The sequence below is a fragment of the Mucilaginibacter rubeus genome (assembly GCF_014643835.1).
Lineage (GTDB): Bacteria > Bacteroidota > Bacteroidia > Sphingobacteriales > Sphingobacteriaceae > Mucilaginibacter > Mucilaginibacter rubeus.
On sequence record NZ_BMKD01000001.1, the window covers coordinates 859,182 to 878,777 of the forward strand.

The 19,596-nt window shown below is 40.4% G+C and carries 21 protein-coding genes; 13 read left to right on the forward strand and 8 right to left on the reverse strand.

Features of this window, described 5'->3' with window-relative positions; all coding sequences use genetic code 11:
- The first annotated feature begins 16 nt into the window (after window positions 1-16).
- The 7 genes from gyrA to IEX80_RS03410 all read left to right on the forward strand — a co-directional run bounded on the left by gyrA (window position 17) and on the right by IEX80_RS03410 (window position 9,349).
- Window positions 17-2,608, forward strand: a complete 2,592-nt coding sequence (gene gyrA, locus IEX80_RS03380) for a DNA gyrase subunit A (protein WP_090525568.1) — start codon at window positions 17-19, stop codon at window positions 2,606-2,608.
- A gap of 5 nt (window positions 2,609-2,613) precedes the next feature.
- The gene (locus tag IEX80_RS03385; RefSeq protein ID WP_176624650.1) at window positions 2,614-3,732 is read left to right on the forward strand and encodes a tetratricopeptide repeat protein; all 1,119 of its coding nucleotides are present in this window, start codon (window positions 2,614-2,616) and stop codon (window positions 3,730-3,732) included.
- Between the two features lie 5 nt (window positions 3,733-3,737).
- Window positions 3,738-5,000, forward strand: coding sequence for a tetratricopeptide repeat protein (locus IEX80_RS03390; RefSeq protein WP_090525572.1), 1,263 nt, complete (start codon window positions 3,738-3,740; stop codon window positions 4,998-5,000).
- A 531-nt stretch (window positions 5,001-5,531) separates the two neighbouring features.
- Window positions 5,532-6,371 (forward strand): glycosyltransferase family 2 protein, encoded by an 840-nt coding sequence (locus IEX80_RS03395; protein WP_229701538.1) that lies wholly within the window; start codon window positions 5,532-5,534, stop codon window positions 6,369-6,371.
- Between the two features lie 175 nt (window positions 6,372-6,546).
- The gene (locus IEX80_RS03400) at window positions 6,547-7,635 is read left to right on the forward strand and encodes a GNAT family N-acetyltransferase (protein WP_188831915.1); all 1,089 of its coding nucleotides are present in this window, start codon (window positions 6,547-6,549) and stop codon (window positions 7,633-7,635) included.
- A 62-nt stretch (window positions 7,636-7,697) separates the two neighbouring features.
- The gene (locus tag IEX80_RS03405; protein WP_229701502.1) at window positions 7,698-8,447 is read left to right on the forward strand and encodes a phytanoyl-CoA dioxygenase family protein; all 750 of its coding nucleotides are present in this window, start codon (window positions 7,698-7,700) and stop codon (window positions 8,445-8,447) included.
- 107 nt (window positions 8,448-8,554) lie between these two features.
- Complete coding sequence (locus IEX80_RS03410) at window positions 8,555-9,349, forward strand: SDR family NAD(P)-dependent oxidoreductase (RefSeq protein WP_188831917.1); 795 nt, start codon at window positions 8,555-8,557, stop codon at window positions 9,347-9,349.
- 74 nt (window positions 9,350-9,423) lie between these two features.
- Here IEX80_RS03410 and IEX80_RS03415 read toward each other — a convergent pair whose 3' ends face one another.
- Window positions 9,424-9,615, reverse strand: coding sequence for a hypothetical protein (locus IEX80_RS03415; protein WP_139159935.1), 192 nt, complete (start codon window positions 9,613-9,615; stop codon window positions 9,424-9,426).
- 174 nt (window positions 9,616-9,789) lie between these two features.
- Here IEX80_RS03415 and IEX80_RS03420 point away from each other — a divergent pair, with 174 nt between their 5' ends.
- Genes IEX80_RS03420 through IEX80_RS03435 form a run of 4 tightly spaced genes read left to right on the forward strand, consistent with a single transcriptional unit; the run spans window position 9,790 to window position 12,812 of the window.
- Window positions 9,790-10,266, forward strand: coding sequence for a DUF4442 domain-containing protein (locus IEX80_RS03420; RefSeq protein ID WP_090525580.1), 477 nt, complete (start codon window positions 9,790-9,792; stop codon window positions 10,264-10,266).
- A 9-nt stretch (window positions 10,267-10,275) separates the two neighbouring features.
- Window positions 10,276-10,731 (forward strand): GNAT family N-acetyltransferase, encoded by a 456-nt coding sequence (locus IEX80_RS03425; protein WP_090525582.1) that lies wholly within the window; start codon window positions 10,276-10,278, stop codon window positions 10,729-10,731.
- 13 nt (window positions 10,732-10,744) lie between these two features.
- The gene (locus IEX80_RS03430; protein WP_308421671.1) at window positions 10,745-11,377 is read left to right on the forward strand and encodes an AlbA family DNA-binding domain-containing protein; all 633 of its coding nucleotides are present in this window, start codon (window positions 10,745-10,747) and stop codon (window positions 11,375-11,377) included.
- A 52-nt stretch (window positions 11,378-11,429) separates the two neighbouring features.
- Window positions 11,430-12,812, forward strand: coding sequence for an MATE family efflux transporter (locus IEX80_RS03435; RefSeq protein WP_188831918.1), 1,383 nt, complete (start codon window positions 11,430-11,432; stop codon window positions 12,810-12,812).
- Here the strand turns inward: IEX80_RS03435 and IEX80_RS03440 are convergent.
- From IEX80_RS03440 to msrC, 6 genes are read right to left on the reverse strand one after another with little or no spacing between them, the layout of a single operon-like run.
- Window positions 12,809-13,711: a histone deacetylase family protein gene (locus tag IEX80_RS03440; RefSeq protein WP_188831919.1), complete on the reverse strand. Its 903-nt coding sequence runs from the start codon at window positions 13,709-13,711 to the stop codon at window positions 12,809-12,811. The two genes, IEX80_RS03435 and IEX80_RS03440, sit on opposite strands and share 4 nt — an antisense overlap.
- A gap of 5 nt (window positions 13,712-13,716) precedes the next feature.
- Window positions 13,717-14,571 carry a bestrophin family protein gene (locus IEX80_RS03445; protein ID WP_090525589.1) on the reverse strand — a complete coding sequence of 285 codons (855 nt, stop codon included), beginning with the start codon at window positions 14,569-14,571 and terminating at the stop codon, window positions 13,717-13,719.
- A 14-nt stretch (window positions 14,572-14,585) separates the two neighbouring features.
- Window positions 14,586-15,869, reverse strand: coding sequence for a kynureninase (kynU, locus tag IEX80_RS03450; protein ID WP_188831920.1), 1,284 nt, complete (start codon window positions 15,867-15,869; stop codon window positions 14,586-14,588).
- Window positions 15,870-15,894: 25 nt separating this feature from the next.
- Window positions 15,895-16,497 (reverse strand): DNA-3-methyladenine glycosylase, encoded by a 603-nt coding sequence (locus IEX80_RS03455; RefSeq protein WP_188831921.1) that lies wholly within the window; start codon window positions 16,495-16,497, stop codon window positions 15,895-15,897.
- Window positions 16,494-17,144 carry an alpha/beta hydrolase gene (locus IEX80_RS03460; protein WP_090525595.1) on the reverse strand — a complete coding sequence of 217 codons (651 nt, stop codon included), beginning with the start codon at window positions 17,142-17,144 and terminating at the stop codon, window positions 16,494-16,496. The genes IEX80_RS03455 and IEX80_RS03460 overlap by 4 nt, the downstream gene beginning before the upstream one ends.
- Window positions 17,144-17,620 carry a free L-methionine (R)-S-oxide reductase MsrC gene (gene msrC / locus IEX80_RS03465; protein WP_090525597.1) on the reverse strand — a complete coding sequence of 159 codons (477 nt, stop codon included), beginning with the start codon at window positions 17,618-17,620 and terminating at the stop codon, window positions 17,144-17,146. Before msrC ends, IEX80_RS03460 begins: the two co-directional genes overlap by 1 nt.
- A gap of 23 nt (window positions 17,621-17,643) precedes the next feature.
- Between msrC and IEX80_RS03470 the strand changes: the two genes are divergently transcribed.
- Entirely contained in the window at window positions 17,644-18,396 is a 753-nt protein-coding gene (locus IEX80_RS03470; RefSeq protein ID WP_229701503.1) for a DUF3291 domain-containing protein, read from the forward strand.
- Window positions 18,397-18,402: 6 nt separating this feature from the next.
- Window positions 18,403-18,651 (forward strand): hypothetical protein, encoded by a 249-nt coding sequence (locus tag IEX80_RS03475; RefSeq protein WP_090525603.1) that lies wholly within the window; start codon window positions 18,403-18,405, stop codon window positions 18,649-18,651.
- A 225-nt stretch (window positions 18,652-18,876) separates the two neighbouring features.
- Here the strand turns inward: IEX80_RS03475 and IEX80_RS03480 are convergent, their stop codons facing one another.
- Entirely contained in the window at window positions 18,877-19,590 is a 714-nt protein-coding gene (locus tag IEX80_RS03480) for a Dph6-related ATP pyrophosphatase (protein WP_090525613.1), read from the reverse strand.
- Window positions 19,591-19,596 lie beyond the last annotated feature (6 nt).

Consider the following 19,596-nt stretch of genomic DNA (forward strand, 5'->3'; position numbering starts at 1 on the left):
CTACAAATAATTAAAAATGGCTGAAGGAACAGAAAACGATAATTCACACGCAGAAGACAGGATAATTTCGATAAATATTGATGAGGAAATGCGATCGGCGTACATTGATTATTCAATGTCGGTGATTGTTTCCAGGGCGCTGCCCGATGTCCGCGATGGACTGAAACCCGTTCACAGGCGCGTACTTTACGGTATGCTTGACCTGGGTTTAACCAATAACAAACCCTATAAAAAGTCTGCCCGTATTGTGGGTGAGGTGATGGGTAAGTATCACCCGCACGGTGATAAATCGGTGTACGACACTATGGTACGTATGGCTCAGGAGTGGAGCTTACGCTACTTACTGGTTGAAGGCCAGGGTAACTACGGTTCAGTTGATGGTGACGAACCTGCGGCAATGCGTTATACAGAGGCACGCTTACAAAAGCTTGCGGAAGAGATGCTTGCTGATATCAACAAAGACACCATTGATTTTCAATTAAACTTTGACGACTCACTGCAGGAGCCAACCGTACTGCCATCCAAATTTCCTAATCTGCTGGTTAACGGCGCTTCGGGTATTGCCGTAGGTATGGCTACCAACATGGCTCCGCACAACCTATCGGAAGTTATCGATGCAACCATGGCATTAATTGATAACCGCCAGATCGAGGTTGCCGAGTTAATGAAATATGTAAAAGGCCCTGATTTCCCTACAGGCGGTATTATTTACGGGTACGACGGCCCTCGCGAAGCGCTTGAAACAGGCCGCGGCAGGGTTGTGATCCGCGCACGTGCGGAGATTGAAACCTATAATGGCGAACGTGAACGCATCGTTGTTAGCGAAATACCTTACCAGGTAAATAAAGCTTTGATGATTGAGCGTACTGCCGAACTGGTTAACGAAAAGAAACTGGAAGGCATTTCGGCTATTCGCGATGAATCGAGTCGTGAAGGGATCCGCATCGTTTATGAGATCAAACGTGACGCCAATGCTGCTATTGTATTAAACAACCTGTTTAAATATACGGCCCTCCAAACATCGTTTAGTGTAAACAACATCGCGTTGGTTAATGGCCGGCCAATGCTGCTTAACCTAAAAGACCTGATCCATCACTTTGTTGAGCACCGTCATGAGGTTGTGGTACGCCGCACCAAATTTGAGCTTAATGAAGCTGAAAAACGCGCGCACATCCTTGAAGGCTTATTGATCGCTTTAGATCACCTTGATGAAGTTATCCGCCTGATCCGCGCTTCACAAACTCCGGATGAAGCAAGGGAAGGCTTGATGAGCAGCTTTGGTTTAACCGATATCCAGGCACGTGCTATCCTTGATATGACCCTAAGGAGGTTAACAGGACTTGAACGTGATAAGATCAAAGATGAATATGCCGCTTTAATGAAACTCATCGAACACTTAAAAAACATCCTGAGCGACGAAGGTTTAAGGATGCAGATCATTAAGGATGAGTTATTGGAAGTTAAGGAGAAATATGGCGATGAGCGCCGTACTGAAATGGTTCACTCATCTGCAGAAATGCAAACTGAAGACTTTATTGAGGACGAGGATGTAGTAATCACCATCTCCCGCGAAGGTTATATCAAACGTACCCCGCTTACCGAATACCGCAGGCAGAGCAGGGGAGGTAAAGGCGCTATTGGCAGCAACAGCCGTGATGAGGATTTCATTGAGCACCTGCTTATTGCCTCAAACCACAACTATATGCTCTTCTTTACCGAATCGGGACAATGTTTCTGGCTCCGGGTGTTTGAAATACCGGAAGGCACACGTACCTCAAAAGGCCGCGCCATCCAGAATATCATCAATATTCCGAAAGAAGAGAATATCAAGGCCTACATTAAACTGATTTCGCTTAAAGATCAGAACTACCTTGAAAATAACTTCATTATTATGTGTACCAAGAAGGGTACCATCAAGAAAACCTCACTCGAGGCTTATTCACGTCCACGTTCAAATGGTATCAATGCTATCAATATTAACGAGGGCGATTCATTACTTGAGGCAAGCTTAACAAGTGGCAGCAGCGAAATTGTGATGGCACTTAAATCTGGCCGTGCTATCCGTTTCAACGAGTCGACAGTAAGGCCTATGGGACGTACAGCTACCGGTGTTCGTGGTATTACGCTTGATGACGAGAGCGATGAGGTAGTTGGCATGATAGCAATTGATGACGCTGAAACAACCGTATTGGTGGTATCAGAAAAGGGATACGGTAAACGTACCGACATTGAAGACTATCGTGTTACGAACCGTGGTGGTAAAGGTGTAAAAACATTAAATATTACTGAAAAAACCGGAAACCTTGTTGCCATAAAAGGTGTTACAGATAAGGAAGACCTGATGATCATTAACAAGTCAGGTATTATTATCCGTATAGCTGTAAGCGAATTAAGAGTGATGGGCCGTGCAACACAGGGTGTAAGGCTGATAACGCTTAAAAACAACGATGAGATAGCTTCAGTAGCCAAAATTGAGCATGATGAGGATGAGGAAGTAAAAGAAGGTGATGAAAATGCAGAAGGCTCTGATACCACAGCCGAAAATACAGGCGGTGATGATACAGCTGAAAATGGTGCAGAACCATCAACTGACGATACAACAGAATAATAAATATGCACTACCGCAAGATCATTTTATCGGTTTTAATTACAAGCTTTACTACGACTTTTGCCTTCGCACAAAAAGAAGCGCTGAAAGTTGTAGTAAATAACCTGGCTTTTTATAAACAGAAAAACGACCTGAAATACTTGGCCGCGGCCAAAAAATCTGCAGATAGTTTGATCATTACCAAGTCGGATACGGCTGATATTGAAAAAAACCTTTACCGGGCTATTGTAAATTCGAGTATCCTGTACATCGATTCTTTAAACAAACTCGGGATGCCTGCAGATATGCTTGACAAAACAACCAAACTGGTTGATCGGCTATCGGGTATGAACAAGATTTTCAAGTACCAGTCAGAACTTGATTATACCAGGCGCTGCCTGGCAAACGTTTATATCCGAAAGGGGTTTGATGCGGTAAATAATTCAGATTTCACCAATGCTAAAACTTGGTTTGAAAACGCGAAAAAGTATGCGCCGGCGATGAATCAGATCAATACCTATATCGCTTTCGCAAACAATAAAGCTGGTAATTTGCAGGATGCCGCTGTGTATTATAGCAATATGCTAAGGGTTGACAGTGCACGTACTGAATATATTGAAACAGCATCAAATATCTATAAATCATTGGGGGATACGGCCAAGGCTTTACAGATTCTTCAAAAAGGGAGGAAAATCTTGCCTAACGACAGATTTTTATTACTTGATGAAGCCAATATCTATAACAATAAAAAAAATTACAAAGCCTTAGAGCCCCTAATTGGCCCCTTGCTTGATATTAATGCAAATAACGCCGATATTGCATTTGTTGCAGCTAATTGCTACGATCATTTAGATAAATTTGATCAGGCAGAATCTCTTTACTTACACGCCATTGAACTAAGCGGAACATATTTTGATCCGGTATTTAATTTGGGGTTATTATATTTAAAGCAAAGCACGACTTCGAAAGGAGAGAGGAGCATTCAGGACCTTGGGCGAGCTATTCAATGGCTTGAAAAGGCCAATGAAATATCACCGAATAACGTAAACAGCCTGCAGGCTTTGCAGTTGGCATACGCAAAAACCAATAACCAGGATCAGTTAGACAAAATAAACAATAAACTAAAACAGTTAACCAATCAATAATAATCATGAAAATCAAACTTTTGATGGCGGGCCTGTTAGGCTTGGTTTCAGCAACAGCTTTTGCACAGAAAGGCGAGTTAAATACCGCAAAAGAAGAATATGAAAAATATTCGGGCTTAAGGGGCCAGCCGGCAATGGCAGCAATGGCAGGCAAAAGCCTCACTACTGCAAAAGAATCAATTGACAAAGCTTCAGCCAATGAAAAAACCGCTACTTTACCGCTTACTTACGCTGTAAAAGGTTCAATTTATTCAGCGTTAGCTGTTCAGGATACTGTACCCGCTACTTCATTGCCTTTGTTTACCACAGCCGAAGAAGCCTTGAAAAAAGCTAAAGAAGCTGACACTAAAGGTGAAAATAAAAAAATGATTGATGAGGCATACTTAAATCTGGCTCAATATCAATTAACTAAAGGTGTAAAAGAATATTCGTCCGGTAAATATGATCTTGCTTACAAATCATTTGACTTTTACCGCACCGTATTACCAGAAGATACCAATGCCATTTATTACACCGGTCTTGCAGCTGCAAACGGAAAAAATTATCCGGCTGCAATTTCAAACTACAGCAAACTGGTAACTACAAAATATTCAAAAAATGCCGGGGTTTACCTTGATCTTTCTTCATTATATCTCGCCAGTAAAGACACTGCAGGAGCTCTCAAAGCAGTATCTGAAGGTGTGAGTAAATACCCGGCAAACAGTGAATTGCGTAAACGTGAAATCGAAATCAGCCTGCAAACAGGAAAAGAAAAAGAAGTTACCGATAAGATCCAGGCAGCTTTGGCTAATGACCCTAAAAACAAGACTTTGTATTACTATGCAGGTCTAACTTATTCACAAACAGCCGATAATTACGCAAAAGAAGCGGGTGCAACTAAAGATGCTGCTGCAAAAGCGAAACTGCAGGCCTCAAAAGCCGAGGCTTATGTTAAAGCTGGTGAAATGTATAAAAAAGCTTTAGAAATTGATCCTAATTATTTTGAAGCTAATTTAAACTATGGTTATGTAATACTTAACCCCGCTATTGACGCTTATAACGCTGCTAATAAATTGCCTGCTAACAAACAAAAAGAATACGATGCTGCTATTGCTAAAGCTAAAGCTCAGTTTGAACAAGCTAAACCATATTTGGTAAAAGCTGTTGAACTACAGCCAAAATCAATTGACGCATTGCAAAATTTAAGAACCTATTATTTGGGTGTTAAAGATGATGCGAATGCTTCAAAATTAAAAGCTCAGATTGATGCGTTACCAACCAATCAATAATTAGATAATACAATATAAAAAAGAGGGGCCTTGAAAAAGGCCTTCCTTTTAAAAGTTTTACTTAACATAATGTTAATTATGGGAATAATATTCATTTGCAAATTTCACATAGATACTATTAATTTTAGCTTAAACTTTTACCGAATTGCACGGGTATACAGATAATATTTACAGGCGTTCACAGGTATGTAAAGTAATTGAAAAGTAGTTTACAATTTAAGAGTCAATAAAGTAGCGCGGGCTGCTGATAAGCATGAATTAAATATATTTGACATAGCAAATTGCTGTTATAAGCCGACTCGTAATTATTGATTTTTGATCGAACCAAAGACGAATTAAAAGTTTATTTAAGCAATAAACCTTTCGATCAAATAAATAAAAAATGTGAGTCATATGGCGAAGCATTGTGCGATGGTTCAAACGTATACCAGGTTCGGTATCTCGGTAAAGTACCAGGCATGTGAAGCTCAAATTCTATTTAATACTTCTAAAATAAATTTTTTCTTTTATATGGTAACAGGTCAGAACTTGATGGTTAGCGTTTGCTGTACAACTTACAATCACAAAGATTTTATCGGCCAGGCTATCGAAAGTTTCCTGATGCAGGAAACTAATTTTAGGTACGAAATTGTTATTGGCGACGATTGCTCAACCGATGGCACAACTGAAATAGTGAGATCATACAAGGAAAAATATCCTGATAAAATCAAAATCATCTACCCGGAAAAAAACCGTGGAGCTCATTTAAATACTATTAATACCATCAAAGCATGTGAAGGAAAATACATTGCTCTTTGTGATGGCGATGACTTTTGGACAAGTCCTCAAAAGTTGCAAAAGCAAGTCAATTTCCTGGAAAATAACCCGGAATATATTATTTGTTGTCACCACACAAGAGTGATTGATATCAACAATAACACCCTGAATATCGAGCCAAATCCTGTACCGCTTGAGTATACTTATCAAGATTTATTAGTTGGCCGGCAGGTAGAGACTAAAACAGCAACTGTTGTTTATCATAACATCCCAGAAGTACATGAATTGTTTCAGGAGTCATGGTATACGAGTTGCTATGCAGCAGATAAATTCTTTAAAATCTTTGCCACATTCAACACCGGGCGCAAAATATATGTAATGCCTGAGGTTATGAGCTGCTATCGCAATCATGTTGGCGGCATTTGGAGCATGATAAGAGATGACGCCCGGATGGAGATGGTTATCAGTGATTTTAATCTCATTATCCGGCGCTTTCGCTATCGTGGAATGCAAAAGAAAATGCTGCTGCTGCTGTATCTTAAGAGATACATACTATTTGAATTAGGCCGGTTTCGGTTACGTAAAGCTTTTGATACTGTAAAATATCTGCTTTAAACTTTATCCCAGTTTTTCCTTCCTGCTGTATTATGATCAACCTGTATCCAACCGGTACGTGGATAAGTATTTTCATTTTTTTGAGGCATAAACTGCCTCGTATTATCGACTAACAAGCACCCCATGTCCTACCCTCGGGCATATAATCAATAATTAAACGTAATTAAAACCACTTATGAGCTATCGAAGTTTCACCATACATAATAGAAAAGATTGGGACGAATATATAAACCAGTCATATGCGCACGAGGGATTTCATACCTGGTACTATCACTCTTTAAATAATGAAGGCGAGCCGCTTTTATTTGTTTATGAAGAAGATGCGGTTTTTATAGCATTACCTGTAATCAAGAGGAAAATTGAAGGTTCCGAATACTTCGATATGACTTGCGTGTATGGCTATTCAGGGCCTTTATCCAACATACCCCTTGAAAACTTACCGGTCGCAATAACTACACAATTTAAGGTTGCATTTACAGGTTTTATGAAAGAAGAATCGGCCATTTGTATCTTTTCAAGATTACATCCGTTCCTCAATCAGCATCATCTTTTGGAAAATATTGGCGGTATTAAGGATAACGGCACAACGCTGTACGTTGATCTTTCCATGTCTGAAGAAGAACAACGGAATGGCTATGACAAAAGACTTGGCCGCCAAATAAGAAGCCTGCGAAAAATGGGCTTTGTTATTAAAGAAGCGGATACAATTCAGGAAATTGAACATTTTGCGGAAATGTATTATAAAAACATGGATAGGCTGCATGCCTCATCTAATTATTATTTTGATGTTCAGCATTTTATCAATCTTCTTAACGAGGAATACATGAAAAATAAACTGATCTTAATTTACGATGGCCTAAACCTAATGTGCGGAGCGCTCATTTTATTATCAGATAACATAGTAAGAAACCACCTTTCTGCTACTTCTCCCGATTATCTGAATATTTCTCCGAGTAAACTATTAACAGACGAGATAAGTATGATTGGAAGAAGATTAGGAAAAAAGATCTTTCACCTTGGAGGCGGCGTAGGCGGAAAAGAAGATTCACTTTTTAATTTCAAAAAGCTTTTCTCCAACTTACAGGTAAAAGACCGGATCTGGTGCTATATCAATGATGAGCCTGCATATAACGAGCTTGTTTTAAAATCGGGTGTGGATCCCAATCCTGAAATTAAATTCTTTCCATTATATCGCCATCCTAACAGAAAAACACGGTCAACTACCTCTGAACCAGAAACCACCACAATTGAAAACCTTAATTAAATACAGAAATGAAAAATAAGTTTAACTATTCCGATGCTGACCTTGCCGTATTCGACCGGGTAATGGATGAATATGGATGGATTATATACGAAAATGCCCTGGACGAAGAATTCATTGATGAAATAACAGATTCATTGATACCTGCATACGATATCAGGCGTAAAATTCAAATTGCAAATGGTATAGGTGATAACATGAACGGAACGTTACACCACCTTGTTGAACGGGAAAGATTTTCACTGAAGTTTCTTGAACGAAAATATTGTGCAGATCAGATGATGCATTTCTTAAAAGGAAATTACATTATAAATTCGCTGGGCGCGGTCATCAATTTAAAAGATGAAAAACCATATGTTCAAAACATCCATCGGGATATAAGAAGTTTTACCGGCGATTTTAAAGTAATGATTCAAATGATGATAATATTAGATGATTTTACTCCTGAAAACGGGTCAACTTATTTTTTGTCAGGCTCGCATAAAAGCGATGAAAAACCGGAGAGTGATTTCTTCTACAAAAATGCAGATCGTGCCAATGCAAAAAGAGGCAGCATTATCTTGTTTGACTCCAATTTGTGGCATGCGGCTGGTAAAAATTATACTGATGCATCAAGGCGGACATTAACCATGGCTTTTACTAAGCCTTTTTTTAAACAACAGCTTGATTATCCAAGATTTTTGGGATATGAATTTGGCGAAGGATTAAGTGATGACCTGAGGCAAGTTTTGGGTTATAAATCCCGGGTGCCGGAAAACTTAAACGAATATTATCAGCCTGTTGAAAAAAGAATGTACCAGCCCGGTCAGGGTTAAATTCAAAATTTGCCATCTATTGTCAATGCTGTTTAATCTTTGATTTTAAAATCTGCCTTAAACTAACAACAATGCTACACTTGTGTTATTAAGCAAAAACTAAAATCATGGATCTTAAACTTAATGACAAAATCGCGCTGGTAACCGGATCAACAGCCGGAATTGGCTATGCTATTGCAAAATCATTAGCCAACGAGGGCGCCACGGTATATGTAAATGGCCGAAGCCAAACCAAGGTTGACGAAGTTGTAAAAAAGCTGATTGCCGAAACCGGTAACAATAAAATTAAAGGCATTGCTGCTGATTTTTCAAATATTGCGCAAGTTGAAACACTGACAGCACAATTGCCGGAAGTTGATATCCTGGTGAACAACGTGGGGATTTTTGAACCTAAACCATTTACCGAAATTACCGATGCCGACTGGCTGAAGTTTTTTGAGGTCAATGTACTAAGCGGGGTACGGTTGTCGAAAGCCTATTTTGATAAAATGATCAGTAAAAATTGGGGCCGTATTATTTTTATCTCTAGCGAATCGGCATATCAGATCCCCGAAGAAATGATCCATTATGGCACAACCAAAACGGCTCAAATTGCAGTTGCACGTGGTTTGGCCGAACTTACTAAAAGCACAGGTGTTACTGTAAATACTGTTTTGCCCGGGCCGACTTTATCTGAAGGCGTGGGCGATTTCATTGAGGCTTTAGCAAAAGATCAGGGTTTGAGTAATACTGAGGTAGAAAAAGAATTTTTCACTAATGTGCGTGGCACGTCATTAATAAAACGCTTTATTACTACAGAGGAAATTGCAAACATGGTTACCTATATTGCAAGTCCGCTATCGGCAGCAACTAATGGTGCAACTTTACGTGCTGATGGCGGGGTTATAAAAACAGCATTCTGAAATTTAAACGAAAAAGCACAAAAATCCCGGTCAGGCGTAATACCTGGCCGGGATTTTTTATGCGTTCTAAATTTCTAATGTTTTGTAGTGTCTTTTTTGCTTGTGTCGGTCTTAGCTGTGTCAGTAGCCGCCGGTGCACTTTGACTTGTTGAATCCATTTTTGTACTGTCAGAGCCATCGCCTGCTTTTTTTTCCGAGCTACAGCTGGTAGCAATAGCGCCTATCATTGCCGCGACAAGTGCGAAACTTAAAAATTGCTTTTTCATAGTTATTTGCTTTTGATTAATAATCAATTTATGATGAACCATACTATTAACGAAGCTTTAACCGTATTGTTTACCGGTAATTCTGGATTTTATTATCTTTTTATTTTTAAACATACGCCTGTTTGATTCACATTTGCCACTTATTGTTTAATTTTTTTCTGATCTTTAAGCGCTATGGTAGTATCCGAAGGATTATTAAAGTGGGTAATGCGCTTCTACCCTCCTCTCCTTTTCCAGCGTATCTGGGTAGTTAAATTCAGCAAAGGCTATCGCGGTGTTAAGGTAAAAGTCAGGAAGAGTTTTCTCAATAAAAACTACAATAACTCAATTTTTGGCGGCACGCTTTTCTCGGCCGCAGATCCCTTTTACCCTATCCTGTTTTATCAAATATTTAGCCATAAAGGTTATAAACTTACGGTTTGGTCAAAATCGGCAACGGTAAAATACGCAAGGCCGGCAGCAACAAATTTATCTTTTGATATCGAGCTATCAGACAGCGATATAGCCGAAGCAGAGCATGTTTTAAATACAGCCGGGAAATTTATTCGCTCGTTCCCTATTGACATTTACAATAAAGATGGCGAAATATGCGTATCCCTCATGATTGAGGTATATATTCGAAACTTAAACTTTACTGATACTACTATATAACTTATACTGATGACTGTAATTATGAATGACGAAGCTTTTGAAAAAAAAGGCTTCAAAATCTCAACCGATAAAAACCTGCTTAACGTTGATGTTATTTATGATTATCTGAATAATGAATCATACTGGGCAAAAGGCATCCCGCGACAAAAAATGGCAAAAGCCATCGAAAACTCCATGTGTTTTGGTATTTATCTAAACCATGAACAGGCGGGCTTTGCACGTGTTGTTACCGATAATGCTACGTTTGCTTATATCTGCGATGTATTTGTACTGCCTGCTTATCGTGGTAAAAGCCTTTCTAAATGGTTAATCCAAACAATTGTTAAACATCCGGATTTGAAAGGTTTAAGAAGATGGTCGTTAGCTACATTGGATGCGCATAACTTGTATAATCAATTTGGTTTTTCGCCACTCTCCCGCCCGGAAAACTGGATGGAGATTTTTACACCATATATTAAGCCCTAATAATCAAAAGGCTATGAACAAAATAAACGTTAAGAAGCTGATTTTTGAAGGTGAAGGGGTTACTGTTGATTTTAAAAAAACGATAACCAGTTGTGAAAAAATAGCCCGGACAATGGTATCATTTGCTAACAACAAAGGTGGTAAATTACTTATTGGGGTTATTGATGACGGCACAATAAAGGGTGTGAAATCAGACGACGAAGAAAGGTACATGATAACAAAGGCAGCTCATTTTTTTTCGAGGCCGGCGCTTGAACCTGTTTTTGAAGAGGTATATTTTGATGATAAATTGGTACTCGTTGTAGAGATTGCTTCAAGCGAGCTAAAGCCTCATTATGCTCTCGCCGAAGATGGTAAATGGTGGGCTTATGTACGCGTTAAAGATAAAAGCGTATTGGCCAGTAAAATTGTGCTGGAAGTTTTAAAACGTTCGTCAAATGATCAGGGTGTTTTAATTGAGTATTCTGAAAACGAAAGCACCTTGCTTGGCCATTTGGAAAAGGCTGGCCGAATCACCATAAAAGAATGCAGCGAGCTGCTTAAAGTTGGGCGCCGTCGTGCTCAGAATGTACTTGTTGACCTGATATTATCAGGCCTGATCAAGATCAACACCACCGAAAAGGAAGAATATTATACAGCCTGCTGACTTTTCTGTGTGCCCGAATGGTTACTTTTGCCCTCCTGTTGCCTGAGTAATTATGAGAGCCCTTTACCAAAAATACAAACCTTATTATCTTGAAAGCCTTAAATTGGCTATACCGGTAATTATATCAAATGTAGGACATACGCTCGTTCAGATGTCTGATACCATCATTGTGGGGCATTTTGCGGGCACTGTTTCTTTGGCTGCGGTATCAACAGTAAATAGTCTGTTCATGGTTCCGCTGGTGATTGGTATGGGGATCTCTTATGGTTTAACGCCGCTTATCGCCCAAAATAATGGGCGCAAAAATCACAAAGAATGCGGTCTGTTATTATCCAATAGTTTATTCCTGAATATACTGAGCGGAATCATCCTGTTTTGCGGAATTTACTTTGGCACCATGTTGCTTATCAATCATCTTGACCAGTCGCCCGCGGTTGTGAAGGAAGCAAAGCCATATTTATTTTTGCTTAGCTTGTCCCTAATCCCCTTGCTCATTTTTAACACGTTTAAGCAATTTGCAGAAGGTTTGGGTTTTACTAAACAGGCCATGATGATATCGATATGGGGTAACCTTATTAATATTTTGTTTGGGATAATTTTTGTTAAGGGCCTGTTTGGCATCCAACCAATGGGTATCAGAGGTGTTGGCTACAGTACACTGATTGATCGTTGCTTAATGGCCATCGTTATGGGTATTTATGTTTTCCGCTCAAAAAATTTTAAAACTTATTTAACGGATTTTGCCATTAAGAATATTGATAGGCTTCGAGGTATTCAGATCATGAAAATTGGTGCACCGGTAGCTATGCAATATACTTTCGAGATCAGCGCATTTGGCGGCGCTGCATTATTGGTTGGCACCATCGGCGTAGTTGCGCAGGCCGCACACCAGGTAACCATAACCATGGCATCCATGACTTATATGATGGCCAGCGGCATTGGTGCGGCTGCAGCAATTAAATCGGGTAACTATTTTGGTGTAAGTGATCATCGTAATTTGAGGCTTGCGGCTATATCCAATTATCACATTGTATTGCTGTTCATGACGTTTACAGCAGTAGTATTTGCTTTAGGCAGGCATCTTTTACCATGGATTATTACTTCGGATAAAGAAGTAATAACCATTGCATCACAGCTACTTATCATTGCAGCATTTTTCCAGCTGTTTGATGGTGCGCAAGTTGTTGGGCTTGGTGTGCTAAGAGGTATGGGCGATGTAAATATCCCAACCGTTATTACTTTTCTGGCGTATTGGATAATTGGTTTGCCCGTTGGTTACCTGCTTGGTATTAAATTAAACCTTGGGGTTTATGGGGTTTGGTATGGCCTTGTGCTGGGCTTGGGAACCGCATCGGTACTTTTATTTGTACGGTTTAACCTGTTGAGCAAAAGCCACAAGATAAAGCCGGCAATGCCAATAATAGCAAAGGATTAAAAATAGAGGTCAATAGCTGCTTTGAAGGTATTACAATGCGCCTCGACAATATCTTTAATTTGTGGTGAATAACCTCCTCCCATACTTACTTGTACCGGCATATCGTATTTGATGCATTGTTCAAAAACAAACTGATCGCGGGCTTTGCAGGCTTCTTTGCTTAACGCAAGCTTGCCCAGTTTATCAGTAGCCAAAATATCTACACCTGATAGATAAAAGATAAAGTCGGGGTTACGTTGCTCAATTAATCGCGGCAGCGTTGTTTTAAGTATGTCGAGAAACTCATCATCACTTACGCCATCCTGTAAAGGTATATCCAGATCAGATTGCTCCTTTCTGTATGGGAAATTGTTAGCCCCATGCATTGAGAAAGTAAATACCCTGGACTCATTTTCAAAGATTTCAGCTGTGCCGTTGCCTTGATGTACATCTAAATCAATTATTAAGATAGATGTGGCTAATTTATTGTCCAATAAATAATTAGCTGCAATGGCTTGGTCATTTAACAGGCAGAAACCTTCACCCCAGTTACTGCCTGCATGATGTGTACCGCCTGCAACATTGAACGCGACACCATCGTCAAAAGCGTACCGGCAGCCATCAATTGTGCCTTTTGCTATCCTGATCTCCCGTTCAACCAATTGCGCTGATAAAGGAAAACCCGTGCGGCGTTGTTCCTTCGGTGAAAGCGTGAGGTCTCGAAGCTGGTGCCAGTAATTTTCATCATGGGTACGGGTAATGATATTTTCTTCCAGCAGCCCCGGCGAAAACAAATTATTCCTGCCTATCACGCCTTCATATAATAACTGGCCCGGGATCAGTTCATACTTCAGCATAGGAAAGCGGTGCCCTTCGGGCAGCGGATGGGCATATATCGGATCGTAAGCTATTTTGAGCATACCTTCTATCCTATCAACTCTCCAACATGTTTTTGAATATTGTCGCAAATGCTATCCAACGGTAAATCATTAGCATCCCGACCAAAAGGGTCCTCAATTTCTTCAGCTAATAACTCAATACTCGCAAAAACAAAAAGTACAAAGCAGATTATCGGGATAATAAAATATTTGAGGTCAAAGGCCCAGGTAAAGGGCAGGGTCATGATGTACGTAAAGATAAATTTCTTGATAAAAACATTGTACGAAAACGGAATAGGCGTTTTCTTAATTCGTTCACATGCTCCGCAAATATCTGTAAAAGAAGTAATTTCAGCTGTTATGCTAAACAATTGCTCCGGGTTGATAGCACCTTCTTTATTTAACCTGTAAATGTTTTTAATCATTTCAGAAGCTACCTGGTTGGGTACATGTTTTTGTGCATCAACACTGATGAACGACTGCTCCTCCGGAACATATTCATCCCGTAAATGATCTCTCAAGGCTCTTGCATAACGCGGAATAGCGTAATTAAAAAAAGCCAGTTCATTTTCGCCAATCAGATGTTTTAATTTGATGGCAAGGTTGCGGCTGTTATTCACCAGGCTTCCCCAGATCTTACGGCCTTCCCACCAGCGGTCATAAGCCGAGTTGATACGGAATGCCAGCAATAAGGAGAATACGAAACCTATTGTTTGATGAATAAAGATTACCTTCTTAAGTATGCTTGTATCGGGTAGCTGCCAAAAATCAATCAGGAAATAGGTAACAACACCTGCATATGCACCTACGGCAAGCATAAGTGGAAATAACTCGCGCAGCGTTTCGGCTTTATTTATTTTAAAAATGAATGAAAACCACTCTTTGGGATTGTAGTAAACCATATATCTCTGAAAATTTAAACAGCTTTTAGTGCATCAGCCATCAATCCGGCTGCTTTATAAACATCCTCAAATGTATTGTAAAGCGGTACAGGGCTTAGGCGGATCACGTCCGGTTCGCGCCAATCGCCTATAACACCATTTTGTGCAAGATAGTTGAAAATAGCCCTGGCTTTTCGTTCGCAAACTACTGAAAGCTGGCAGCCGCGGGCAGTCGCGTCAGATGGAGTAATTATCCGATAAACCTCTTCGCCCTGCTGTTTATTAATGCTTTGAATCAAAAATTCCAAATACCCCGTTAAATAAAGACTTTTTTGCCGGAGGGTATCTAACCCGCCTGCACTGTCAAAAATAGCCATAGAGGCTTTAAATAAAGCGAGAAGCGGAATTGGGCTTGTGCTTACCTGCCAGCCGGCTGCCCCAGCCTCGGGGTCGAAGCCCGGAGCCATCAGAAACTGCTTATCACGACGGTATCCCCACCAGCCGGCAAACCTGTTCAGTTCCTTATCGGTAAAATGTTTTTCATGTACAAAAATGCCGCTTATGCCGCCCGGTCCGGAGTTCATGTATTTGTACGAACACCAGCAAGCGAAATCGGCTCCCCAATTGTGCAACTGCAAGGGAACGTTCCCCGCAGCATGAGCCAGATCAAAGCCTGCATAAGCGCCTGCTGCGTGGGCGGCATCTGTAATTGCTTTCATATCAAAAAACTGTCCGGTATAGTAATTGATTCCGCCGAACAGCACTAAGGCAAGTTCATTTTTGTTTTGATCAATGGTTTGAATGATGTCTTCAGTACGTAATGTGACCTCCCCGTTCCGCGGGAAAATCTCAATTATTGTATCCTTAGGATCGAGACCGTGGAATCTCACCTGGCTTTCCATTGCATATTGATCAGAAGGGAAAGCCCCTCCCTCCATGAGAATTTTAAAACGCTTATTATCTGGTTTATAAAAACTTACCATCAATAAATGAAGATTTACTGTAAGTGAGTTCATTATGGTAACTTCATTATCCCGCGCGCCTACAACGCCGGCAATTGAGCCGGTAATAGATTTATGATAATCAAGCCAGGGATCATCTCCCCGAAACCAACCTTCAACAGCAAGGTTTTTCCAGGTGTTTAATTGATCGGCTAAATATTGTTGCGCGGAAACCGGTTGCAAGCCAAGCGAGTTACCGCAAAGGTAAACCGCGTCTTCACCATTGTGCTGGGGAATTAAAAAACGACTTCGGAAATTTTTTAATGAATCCTGCTCATCCTGCTGCCGGACAAACGCCAGATCGTTTTGATAGTTCATTCGCCAATAATACAAAATAGGAAGCTTATTTGTTGGGCTTGCTCACGTAAATATTGCCTTTTACATAGAAACGATAAGGCAGCAAGGCATCTTCAGCAGCGTAAGCCACTCCTATTCGTGGGCCGGCTTTTATCTGATTATCCGGAAAATGAAGGCCTCGGTCTTCAAGCCAGATCGTATCGCCCTGCAAACTAAACGCATTGATATTGCGCGAAATGCCTAACGCCTTGGCTACCGAACCGGGCCCGGCAGTTATGGTTGGCTTAAGAACCGGCATGTTGCGCCGTATCTGCATTGCTTCAAGCCCATCGGTAGGTTGGATAGCCCGGATAAGAATTGCCTGCGGGTGCCCTTCACTTGAGGTGACGATATTAAACATTTCATGAATACCATAACACAGGTAAACATAGGCAATGCCTCCCTGCATAAACATGGTTTTAGTACGTGGCGTAAGGCGGTTACCGAAAGCATGGGAAGCTTTATCTGCCCCCCCATTATAGGCTTCTGTTTCAACTATATAGCCACCTGTAGTTACACCGTCAATACAGGTAAATAAATACTTGCCTAACAGGTCTTTACTGATACTTACAACATCGTTACCCAGGTAATAACTTTCAGGTATTTTCATTTTTTCAGGATTCCCTTCAATAATTTGTTAATCTCTTTTGCCTTGTCAAAGATCATGATATGTGTACCTCCTTTAACAATGGTGGCGTTTTTTATTCTTTTGTAATCAAACACCAAATCCATATCACCGGTGATGTGATAGAGGTTTGGCGGGATAACTTTGTTCTCCCAGTGCAAAATGGCATACATAGCCCATTTCATAAATACCGGCGATGATCTTTTGAGCATATCGCTAAATAACCAGGCATCCTCCTGACTCATGTGACCAAACAAAGGTTTGATCATAAAACCCATCAAATTAAATACTTTTCCCGGGACAAGTTTGTAAACAGGCAGCGCGTGAAAGAGTTTAAAATACCATGGCGCCTCATCACTGGTTTTAATACTGGAAATCAAAATAACCTTTTCGGCAGGGATGAGCTTCGCCATTTCAACAGCGACAATCCCGCCTAAGGAGTTGCCAATCAGCACTGAGTTTGACTTGATATTGTATTGGTAAATAAGCTTTTGAGCATAACTAACTAAAGTGTCTTTTGAATTCGGTTCTATCCAGTCTACCGTAATTACCTCATGCTCATCACTGAGGTTAATATTGTTGTATACACGCGTATCAGCACCGAGACCGGCAATTAGATAGATCCTGCTCATTAAAAATTAATAAGCTTTATTATTTGTTCAAGATATTGCGCATCAGTTTCATTGAACTGATCAAGCAACTCGCTGTCTACATCAAGTACGGCCGCTACCTTATCGTCTTTAAATACCGGCACCACAATTTCCGAGCGGGAAAGTGAGCTACACGCAATATGCCCGGGAAATGCATCAACATCCGGCACAATCAAAGTTTTAGCCTGCTGCCATGCGGCTCCGCAAACACCTTTCCCCAGGCCAATACGGGTACACGCAACCGGCCCTTGAAATGGGCCTAAAACCAATTCGTTTTCTTTAACCAGGTAAAAACCTACCCAAAACCATTTAAACTGCTCTTTTAAAGCCGCCGCTACGTTTGCGATATTAGCTATAAGGTCAGGTTCGCCATAAAGTAATGCTTCTATTTGAGGGACAAGCGAGGCGTATTGCTCCGCTTTATCGGTCGATGTATTTATTGTTAGATCTTCTGCCATGATGTAAAAGTAAGGATGCCACGTTGAAACTAAATAAGGCAAATATCATATTTAATCTTTTATTTAGCATTTACATGATCGTTAGCCTTACCATAATCCGCTACCGCAAACTGTTTGTTCCTTTTGCCCTGTTGGCTATGGCTATTCATCGCCTTCCCCTATTGATGCAAAAAGGATGCAGTTTTTACAAACTTCTTGGTTCTGGAAAAAACGGAACATTTGACCTTGAACCCGACTGGCAACAATGGGGCTTATTGGCTTGCTGGGATAGCAGGGGAAATTTTGACGCATTTTATAACAGGTCGTTCGTCTCATCCTGGTGGAAGCTGTTAGGTACTGAAAGCTGGACAATGATTTGTCAGCCCCTGCAAAGCCACGGGAGTTGGGATGGAAAAGAGCCATTCGGCAAGCCCGATGTAAGCGACATCAATGGCCCAGTCGCCGTACTCACACGCGCAACAATCAAACTTAGCAGGTTAAAGAATTTCTGGGCCAATGTAGATACCGTTGCAAACATAATGACATCCGCTCCCGGATATATAAATTCATTTGGCGTTGGTGAAGCTCCGGTATACAGACAAGCTACATTTTCTGTTTGGGAAAGCCTGGAACACGTCAAAGCTTTTGCATATAAAAGCCCCGAACATGCCGAAGTAATTAAAAAGACAAGAAGCGAAGGTTGGTATAGCGAGGAACTTTTTGCACGATTTAAACCTATTGCCAGTTTCGGTACCATTAACGGAAAAGACCCATTAAAGGGCTTATTGAATAAATAAAAAGACATGAGAATTATTGCAGAACTCCCCCATCCCGATTTTAAAATCTCTATCCTGAATATGAATAATAAATTTATTGTAAAGGTAGAGCAGGGTTCCCTTGAGCAGAGTTACAAGATCCCGGAAATGGATTTAACCGACGGGGTAAACAGTGTTTTTGAATTACTTGATGAGGAGTTTTTAAAAAAGATAGCCGCCCGGTTTATCGACATGCGTAACGATTATAAAGACGCTTATTTTAGATATAACTATTGAAGTAAAACATCCATTTACATTGATAAACAATAGCTTATAAGTAAAAGCAACTGTAGGCAAAATTTAATTTGGCAAAAAAAATGCATTTAAGTTCTGCTTGTCTTCATTTTACATAGTATCTAAATAAAAAATTGAATAAACTAATATTAATATATTGATATTAAATTAGTTATATAGCTAAACAAAATTTTATTCTGCGTTGATTTTAACGGAATAAATGAAAGGTCAAGCCAATAGCAAGTCGCAATACCAAAAACCGGAAGGTTTGGTATCGGTAGCAGAAACGCAGGAATCATTGGCGTTTTTCGGCGTGGCGTATTCCTTAAAAATTTTCACACCTGTTTTGTATTCAATTGGGTTTTTAAATATTGGCCCTTTAAAAGTGAAGGTATGAAATTCCCCATTCTCGCCGCAAACGTCAACATCGTCAGGCAACGCATCAATTAACTCCCGACTGATCTCTTTACCAACAATGCGTTCCAAACGTTGCTGGGTACAGGCTATCACGGTTCCGAAACCGAGGTTCAAAAATTCATTTATTAATTCGGATGTATCCCTTTTCCATAAGGGGTAAATACCTTTGAGCCCAACCTCGCTTAACCGTGCATCGCGGTAATCTTTTAGGTCTTGCAAAAATATATCGCCAAAAATGGAATGGGTTACACCTTCATTTTTAAAGCGAGTTAAATGGTGTCGCATCACATCGTCATATTCCTGCATACCCGGCATTTCGGGCAGGCGGATTTGATATAATGGAATACCGATAGCTTCTGCTTGTTTAGTCAGTAATTCCGTCCTTACACCATGCATGGAAATCCTGTCGGCTGCATCATTGATCGTAGTTACAAGATAGGCGATTTCAAGATCCGGATTTTGCAGGCAATGATATAAAGCGAGGGCGCTGTCTTTACCGCCGCTCCAATTGAAGATACACTTCATATTTAA

Coding starts and splice junctions, on each gene's coding strand:
- gyrA (WP_090525568.1), top strand. CDS start 17: ATGGCTGAAGGAACAGAAAACGATAATTCACACGCAGAAGACAGGATA.
- IEX80_RS03385 (WP_176624650.1), top strand. CDS start 2,614: ATGCACTACCGCAAGATCATTTTATCGGTTTTAATTACAAGCTTTACT.
- IEX80_RS03390 (WP_090525572.1), top strand. CDS start 3,738: ATGAAAATCAAACTTTTGATGGCGGGCCTGTTAGGCTTGGTTTCAGCA.
- IEX80_RS03395 (WP_229701538.1), top strand. CDS start 5,532: ATGGTTAGCGTTTGCTGTACAACTTACAATCACAAAGATTTTATCGGC.
- IEX80_RS03400 (WP_188831915.1), top strand. CDS start 6,547: ATGAGCTATCGAAGTTTCACCATACATAATAGAAAAGATTGGGACGAA.
- IEX80_RS03405 (WP_229701502.1), top strand. CDS start 7,698: ATGGATGAATATGGATGGATTATATACGAAAATGCCCTGGACGAAGAA.
- IEX80_RS03410 (WP_188831917.1), top strand. CDS start 8,555: ATGGATCTTAAACTTAATGACAAAATCGCGCTGGTAACCGGATCAACA.
- IEX80_RS03415 (WP_139159935.1), bottom strand. CDS start 9,615: ATGAAAAAGCAATTTTTAAGTTTCGCACTTGTCGCGGCAATGATAGGC.
- IEX80_RS03420 (WP_090525580.1), top strand. CDS start 9,790: ATGGTAGTATCCGAAGGATTATTAAAGTGGGTAATGCGCTTCTACCCT.
- IEX80_RS03425 (WP_090525582.1), top strand. CDS start 10,276: ATGACTGTAATTATGAATGACGAAGCTTTTGAAAAAAAAGGCTTCAAA.
- IEX80_RS03430 (WP_308421671.1), top strand. CDS start 10,745: ATGAACAAAATAAACGTTAAGAAGCTGATTTTTGAAGGTGAAGGGGTT.
- IEX80_RS03435 (WP_188831918.1), top strand. CDS start 11,430: ATGAGAGCCCTTTACCAAAAATACAAACCTTATTATCTTGAAAGCCTT.
- IEX80_RS03440 (WP_188831919.1), bottom strand. CDS start 13,711: ATGCTCAAAATAGCTTACGATCCGATATATGCCCATCCGCTGCCCGAA.
- IEX80_RS03445 (WP_090525589.1), bottom strand. CDS start 14,571: ATGGTTTACTACAATCCCAAAGAGTGGTTTTCATTCATTTTTAAAATA.
- kynU (WP_188831920.1), bottom strand. CDS start 15,869: ATGAACTATCAAAACGATCTGGCGTTTGTCCGGCAGCAGGATGAGCAG.
- IEX80_RS03455 (WP_188831921.1), bottom strand. CDS start 16,497: ATGAAAATACCTGAAAGTTATTACCTGGGTAACGATGTTGTAAGTATC.
- IEX80_RS03460 (WP_090525595.1), bottom strand. CDS start 17,144: ATGAGCAGGATCTATCTAATTGCCGGTCTCGGTGCTGATACGCGTGTA.
- msrC (WP_090525597.1), bottom strand. CDS start 17,620: ATGGCAGAAGATCTAACAATAAATACATCGACCGATAAAGCGGAGCAA.
- IEX80_RS03475 (WP_090525603.1), top strand. CDS start 18,403: ATGAGAATTATTGCAGAACTCCCCCATCCCGATTTTAAAATCTCTATC.
- IEX80_RS03480 (WP_090525613.1), bottom strand. CDS start 19,590: ATGAAGTGTATCTTCAATTGGAGCGGCGGTAAAGACAGCGCCCTCGCT.